A 6,599-nucleotide genomic window follows, 5' to 3' on the forward strand; every position below is an offset into this window, starting at 1 on the left:
GCATGCGTGATGCTTTTTCCATAGAGGAATATTTTCATGATTAGTTTAAGTGACCTCAGAAAATTTAAAGCGGAAGGTCGAAAATTCTCCTGCCTGACTTGTTATGATGCAAGCATGGCGAAAGCAATGGAAATTGCTGAAATTGATACGATTTTAATTGGTGATTCTTTGGGTATGTCTATTCAGGGACGTGACTCAACCTTGCATGTCAGCGTGGCGGATATGGCTTATCACACTGCGGCGGTGCGTCGTGGTAATCGACATGCTTTTATTTTGACTGACTTACCATTTATGAGTTATGCCACCTTAAATGATGCATTGCAAAGCTCCAAAGAAGTGATGCAGGCGGGTGCGCAAATGGTCAAAATGGAAGGTGGTGCATGGCTCAGTGAAACCGTTGCAACACTGACCCGTAATGGTATTCCTGTCTGTGTGCATTTAGGTTTAACCCCACAATCGGTGCATGTATTTGGCGGTTATAAATTACAGGCACGTACCCGTGAAGCTGCAGACAAACTAATTGCTGACTGTAAAGCTGTTGTAGAAGCTGGTGCGGCGATTCTATTATTAGAATGTGTGCCAGCTCAGCTAGGTCAAGAAATTTCTGCCTTGTTCCCTGAAATTCCAGTAATTGGAATTGGCGCGGGCGCAGACACTGATGGTCAGGTATTGGTGGTGCAAGACATGCTGGGGCTGACTTTTGGTCGTGTCGCAAAATTCGTGCGTAACTTCATGAAAGAACAAGCGGGTGAAAATGCGATTTTAGATGCGTTTAAAGCCTATCATGCTGCAGTTCAAGATGGTTCTTTCCCAGCACGTGAACAAACTTTCCAAGTCGAGTTGTAATATGAAAACTGAAACCACAATTCAAGGCTTAGCGGCTTCATTACAGCCTGCACGCGCTGCACGAAAAACCATTGGTTTTGTTCCGACCATGGGCAATTTGCACGAAGGGCATTTAACCTTAGTGCGCGAAGCGAAAAAAATATGTGATGTGGTGGTGGTCAGTATTTTTGTCAATCCAATTCAATTTGGGCCTAATGAAGATTTTGATAGTTATCCACGAACTTTAGACCAAGACAGTCAATTGTTGGCAGAGGTTGGTTGCGACATTATTTTTGCACCTTCAGTTGAGCAAATGTATGGCAACAAACCACGTTTGACCAATATTTCAGTGAGCGAGATTACGGCAGACTTATGTGGTTTGCAGCGTCCTGGACACTTTGATGGTGTTGCGGTGGTCGTGACCAAATTATTCAATATGGTACAGCCAAACTATGCTTTCTTTGGTGAAAAAGACTATCAACAATTGGCAGTCATTCGCCAGTTTGTACGCGACTTGAATATTCCGCTAGAGGTGATTGGTGTGCCAATTGTTCGTGCGGCAGATGGTTTGGCACTCAGTTCACGCAATGGTTATTTGAGCGCAGAACAGCGTCAAATTGCACCGACAATCTATCAAAGTTTAAAGGCTGCTGCACAAGCATTACAACAAGGTGAAACTTTGTCACAAGTGTTAGCGAATATTAAAGCAACATTGACAGCGGCAGGCTTTGTTGTGGACTATGTAGAGGCGCGTACAACAGAACTGCAGAAAATTGAAGCATTTAGTGAAGATCTGGTGTTGTTCGTTGCGGCAAAATTGGGCAATACACGTTTAATTGATAATTTGCAGGTCAAACATTCTGCATAGCTGGCAATAGAAGGGTTGCATGCCATGAAACGTATTTTGATCGTAACAGGTCAATCGGGTTCAGGAAAATCTTCGGCATTACAAGTGTTGGAAGATTTGGGTTATTACTGTATTGACAATTTACCTTTGGCATTGCTTCCTGAAATTGTGGATAAACTGGATCAGGAAAATAACTTAGAACAGTTGGCATTGGGGGTAGATGTACGCAGTACCCGTGCCGACTTGCAAGAGTTTGATTTGGTATTTGAACAACTGCAAAAGCATGGTTCAGTCGATATTATTTTTCTGACCACGCAAGATCAGGAATTGATTGCACGTTTTAGCGCATCACGCCGTCCGCATCCACTCTCTAATCGTTTTAAAAGCTTAAATGAATGTATTCAAGAAGAAAAAAACTTGTTGATGCCGATTCAGTTTCGCTCTACGGTACATATTGATACCACTGACAAAAGTGTGCATGATCTAAAACACGTATTGTTGTCTAAGCTTGGACAAACCGACAATCTTATTGTAATTTTACAATCCTTTGGCTATAAGCACGGAATTCCTTTAGATGCCGATTATGTGTTTGATGTGCGCCATTTGCCCAATCCACATTGGGATCTGGAGCTCAGGAAATATTCAGGCTTAGATGCCCCTGTGCAGGAATTTTTGCAACAAAGTTCACAAACGCATGAAATGTTTCACGACATTCAGCAGTTTTTAGAAAAATGGTTGCCAGCCTTTGCCGAAGGGCATCGACACTACATTACCATTTCAATTGGCTGTACGGGTGGGCAACACCGTTCCGTTTATATCGTTGATAGACTAAAAAAAGCACTTGAGGCAAAATGGTCTATTCAAGTCTTACACCGAGAAATGAAGCACTGGTCATGATTGACACAACTGTTGACGTAATTAATAAACTAGGTTTACATGCACGGGCATCTGGGAAACTGATTGAAGTGACCACCAAATTCCGTTCGTCAATCCAAATTGGTAAAGGCGATAAATTGGTTGATGCCAAAAATATTATGTCCTTGCTCATGTTAGGTGCAGGCAAGGGAACTACTTTACGCTTGGTGATTGATGGTGCAGATGAAGAAAAAGCTTTATCTGATATTCAAGCACTGTTTGCAGCAAAATTTTACGAGGCAGATTAATCGTGGCACGTCGACCGCAACGTTTTACCGAAGATGACTTTGAATCTTTAGAAGGGCGTGCAAGTAAAACCGAACAGAAAAAAGCCGTACAACGTATGGCCGCGCTGGGCGAACAATTGGCGCAATTAAGCACCAAACAAATTCAGAAACTTCCAGTAGAAGAGCGTTTAATTGATGCTTTACTGGAATTGCAAAGTATTACTTCACATGAAGCACGTCGACGTCAGTGTCAGCGTATTGGTAAATTGTTGCGTAATGAAGATGAAAGCGTAATTTTGTCTTATTTGACGCCGCAGCAAGGTGCGAAAAAAACCGCACAGTTACAGCGTTGGGTAGAGCGAATTATTAAAGACGGCGACCCTGTGATTAATGATTTTAGTAAAACCTATAAAGCAGCTGAGCGTCATACGCTGCGTCAGCATGTATTGCGTATCCATCGTGATATGAAGCAGGAAATGTCTGCAGAAGAACTTGAAGCATCTAAACTTAAGTTGTTTAATTATGTGCAGCAAGTTGCTTTATTGTCAGAAAGCTAGATTAGCATTACTTATCTAACCTGAGTTCGATATAAAAAGAGTAGAAAAAAAGCCCTGAATTTATAACATATTGGTTCTCAAGACAAAATGTTATAAAACAAGGCTTCTCAATGGATCATATTACCGAATTATTTTGTATTTTGGACGATTTCTGCAAAACATTTAATGAATCTTTAGAAAAGGCTTTAATTTCTGATCAAAAATCCAGGCTGAAAAAGTCAGCTTTGAGCTTGTCTGAAGCAATGACCATTGTCATTTTATTTCATCAATCTGGGTTTAGATTCTTCAAATATTTTTATTGCCAAATGATCGTTCCATTCTGGAAATCCGCTTTTCCTCAACTTCTTAGCTACAACCGCTTTATTGAATTCATGCCCCGTTGTTTGCAAGCTTTGAGTAGTTTCTTCCATCGAATTAAAGGAAAAGATACAGGGATCAGCATTATTGATTCCACTAAATTGGTTGTTTGCCATAATCTTCGAATTAAAAAACATCGTGTATTTAAAGGCTTAGCGGATCGCGGGAAAAGTAGTACGGGGTGGTTTTATGGTTTTAAATTACATCTGGTTATCAATCATTTAGGTGAAATTATTAATCTCAAACTCACGTCAGGAAATGTATGATGTTGCTGTGTTGGAATCTTTAACTCAAGAATTAAAAGGAGTTTTACTCGGAGATAAAGGCTATTTGAGCAAAGCAAAAGCTGAAACTTTAGCAGCCAGAGGACTAAAAATATTGACCCCATCACGCAGGAATATGAAAAACAAACCGATTCATACTGAAGAAGAAAAACAATTGCTTTGTAAAAGAAGATTGATTGAAACAGTGAATGATCAGTTAAAAAATTTGCAGCAACTTGAACACTCACGTCATCGTTCGATCAACAACTTTATGGTGAATATTATGGCCGCTGTAGTGGCTTATTGTTTGAATCCCAATAAGCCAACTTTCCAAAATATGCTAAAAGGCTAAGCAGATTTCGTCGAACTCACGTTATCTAAGAAGATAGATAGCGTGAGCTGATGATTGCATAAAAAAACGACTCATGACGAGTCGTTTTTTCATTGGGTCTTTTATGTGTAGGGATTTTTCAAACTTTAGCTAAACTCACCGACTGAACGCTCTTTGGCCCATTCGCGGAGTACAAATTTTTGTAGTTTACCTGTCGACGTTTTGGGAATTTCAGTAATTACCACCTCCTTTGGCACTTTAAAACGCGCCAAATGTTGACTGCAATAAGCAATAATTTCTTCAGGGCTGACCTGTTTACCTTCTTTTAGTTCAATAAAGGCACACGGGACTTCTTGCCAACGTGGATCTGGTTTTGCCACCACTGCGGCGGTCAAAACTGCAGGATGCTGATACAACACTTCTTCGACTTCGAGTGAAGAAATATTTTCACCACCTGAAATAATTACATCTTTAGAACGGTCAGTAATTTTGGCGTAGCCATCAGGTTGGCAGACAGCTAAATCACCCGTATGGAACCAGCCACCTGCAAATGCTTCTGCGGTAGCTTCTGAGTTTTTCAAATAGCCTTTCATCACGATATTGCCACGGAACATAATTTCGCCCATGGTTTTGCCATCTTTCGGCACAGGTTTCATGGTTTCAGGGTCTAAAACTTTCATGCCGTCTTGCAACGGGTAAGGCACGCCTTGACGCGAATGTAACTGTGCCTGTTCCTTAATGGATAGGTCGCTCCATCCTGCTTGAGAAGCACATAATGCAGATGGGCCATAGGTTTCAGTTAAGCCATAAACGTGAGTCACATTAATGCCAATATTGCGCATGCCCTCAATAATTGCTGCTGGCGGCGCAGCACCCGCAACCATCACTTCGACACGGTGATCAAACTGGGTCTTTTTCTGTTCTGGGGTGTTGATGAGCATCGACAAGACAATTGGCGCACCGCAGAAATAATCGACTTTGTGCTCTGCGATTAATTTAAAAATCAGTTCAGGGTCGACTTTACGTAAGCAGATATTGGTGCCACCGTTGGCTGCCATCGTCCATGCAAAACACCAGCCATTACAGTGGAATAGGGGCAGTGTCCATAAGTAAGTCGCACGGGGTGTCATCCCGCAGGCAATAATATTGCTGGCTGCATTAATGTAAGCACCGCGATGATGATAGACCACGCCTTTCGGGTTGCCTGTCGTGCCAGACGTATAGTTCAGGCTAATTGCATCCCATTCATCTTGTGGCAAATGCCATTCAAAATTCGGGTCACCAGCAGCCAGCCAAGTTTCGTATTCAATCTGTCCGATGCTAAGGGCATTGGCGGCATGTTCATATTCTGTATCGCTGACATCAATCACATAAATTTCATGATTGACCATCTCTAACGCTTCTTGTGCTAAAGCTGCAAATTCAGGGTCTACCAAAAGCACTTTGGATTCTGCGTGATCAAGCATAAATGCCAGTGTTTTAGCATCTAGACGAGTATTTAAGGTATTCAGCACTGCACCTGCCATTGGTACGGCAAAGTGTGCTTCTAGCATGGCGGGAACATTAGGGAGCAGCACCGAAACAGTATCATTTTTGCTGATGCCTAAATTTTGAAGTTGATGCGCAAATTGGCAGCAGCGCAAATAAGTTTCGAGCCAGGTAATTTGACGTGAACCGTGAATAATTGCGTTTTGGTGAGGGTAAATATAAGCTGCCCGTTCTAAGTAACGTAACGGGGACAAGGCGACAAAGTTCGCAGGGGTACGCGGTAGTTCATCGTATGCGCTGACCATTATTTTCTCCATATGTGTCGTTATTTTATCCTGCCTAAAACGATAGGGACTTTATGGCCGTTATGCAGTTATGCTTTAGTCGAAAATCTGTTGTTTTTATTTTGAATCACTTGTAAGTACATTTAAAAATTAGTTTAAGTAAAATTAGCAGTTTTTTATCTATTAAAAATAATTACTTATTCTGTTATTTGTCTTTTATAGCGTAATAGGCGAAGTCCGTCCAATGCTAAAATGCATGGCTAAATTCACGTAATTCTCTAAAGTCAAGTTGTTAGTTAATTTAGTCCTGCTCAAAGACGAGATGTTATGTAAGCGTCCGCTGAACCCCATGCCTATTTTTTAATTCGGTTCAGGTTTCCAGCGGTGTGGTAGCAATTCTTCAATCTGAGTCACTTTATGTGTCGGCAACCTTTTCAGCACATCACTTAAATAGGCATAGGGATCCAGCCCATTCAGCTTTGCTGACTGGATTAATGTCATAATA

At 41.4% G+C, this 6,599-nt stretch carries 7 protein-coding genes and 1 pseudogene; 6 read left to right on the forward strand and 2 right to left on the reverse strand.

What is annotated here, in order from left to right; translation table 11 throughout:
* Positions 1-36: 36 nt before the first annotated feature.
* From panB to L6C30_RS02685, 6 genes and pseudogenes are all read left to right on the forward strand, one after another.
* Positions 37-846 (forward strand): 3-methyl-2-oxobutanoate hydroxymethyltransferase, encoded by an 810-nt coding sequence (gene panB, locus L6C30_RS02660; protein ID WP_236162625.1) that lies wholly within the window; start codon positions 37-39, stop codon positions 844-846.
* Between the two features lies 1 nt (position 847).
* Positions 848-1,693 carry a pantoate--beta-alanine ligase gene (gene panC, locus L6C30_RS02665; RefSeq protein WP_019836308.1) on the forward strand — a complete coding sequence of 282 codons (846 nt, stop codon included), beginning with the start codon at positions 848-850 and terminating at the stop codon, positions 1,691-1,693.
* A 24-nt stretch (positions 1,694-1,717) separates the two neighbouring features.
* Positions 1,718-2,569: an RNase adapter RapZ gene (gene rapZ, locus L6C30_RS02670; RefSeq protein WP_180111768.1), complete on the forward strand. Its 852-nt coding sequence runs from the start codon at positions 1,718-1,720 to the stop codon at positions 2,567-2,569.
* Entirely contained in the window at positions 2,566-2,835 is a 270-nt protein-coding gene (locus L6C30_RS02675) for an HPr family phosphocarrier protein (RefSeq protein ID WP_026438354.1), read from the forward strand. Before rapZ ends, L6C30_RS02675 begins: the two co-directional genes overlap by 4 nt.
* Before the next feature lie 2 nt (positions 2,836-2,837).
* Complete coding sequence (gene yjgA / locus L6C30_RS02680) at positions 2,838-3,371, forward strand: ribosome biogenesis factor YjgA (protein ID WP_236162626.1); 534 nt, start codon at positions 2,838-2,840, stop codon at positions 3,369-3,371.
* 110 nt (positions 3,372-3,481) lie between these two features.
* A pseudogene (locus L6C30_RS02685) lies at positions 3,482-4,343 on the forward strand (IS982 family transposase).
* 125 nt (positions 4,344-4,468) lie between these two features.
* Here L6C30_RS02685 and L6C30_RS02690 read toward each other — a convergent pair.
* Positions 4,469-6,115, reverse strand: coding sequence for an acyl-CoA synthetase (locus L6C30_RS02690; protein ID WP_236162627.1), 1,647 nt, complete (start codon positions 6,113-6,115; stop codon positions 4,469-4,471).
* 339 nt (positions 6,116-6,454) lie between these two features.
* Positions 6,455-6,599, reverse strand: a 145-nt coding sequence (locus L6C30_RS02695; RefSeq protein ID WP_236162629.1) for a transposase domain-containing protein, incomplete at its 5' end; no start/stop codon positions are given.

The organism is Acinetobacter sp. KAM396 (assembly GCF_021602765.1).
In the GTDB taxonomy this organism is placed as follows: domain Bacteria; phylum Pseudomonadota; class Gammaproteobacteria; order Pseudomonadales; family Moraxellaceae; genus Acinetobacter; species Acinetobacter towneri_A.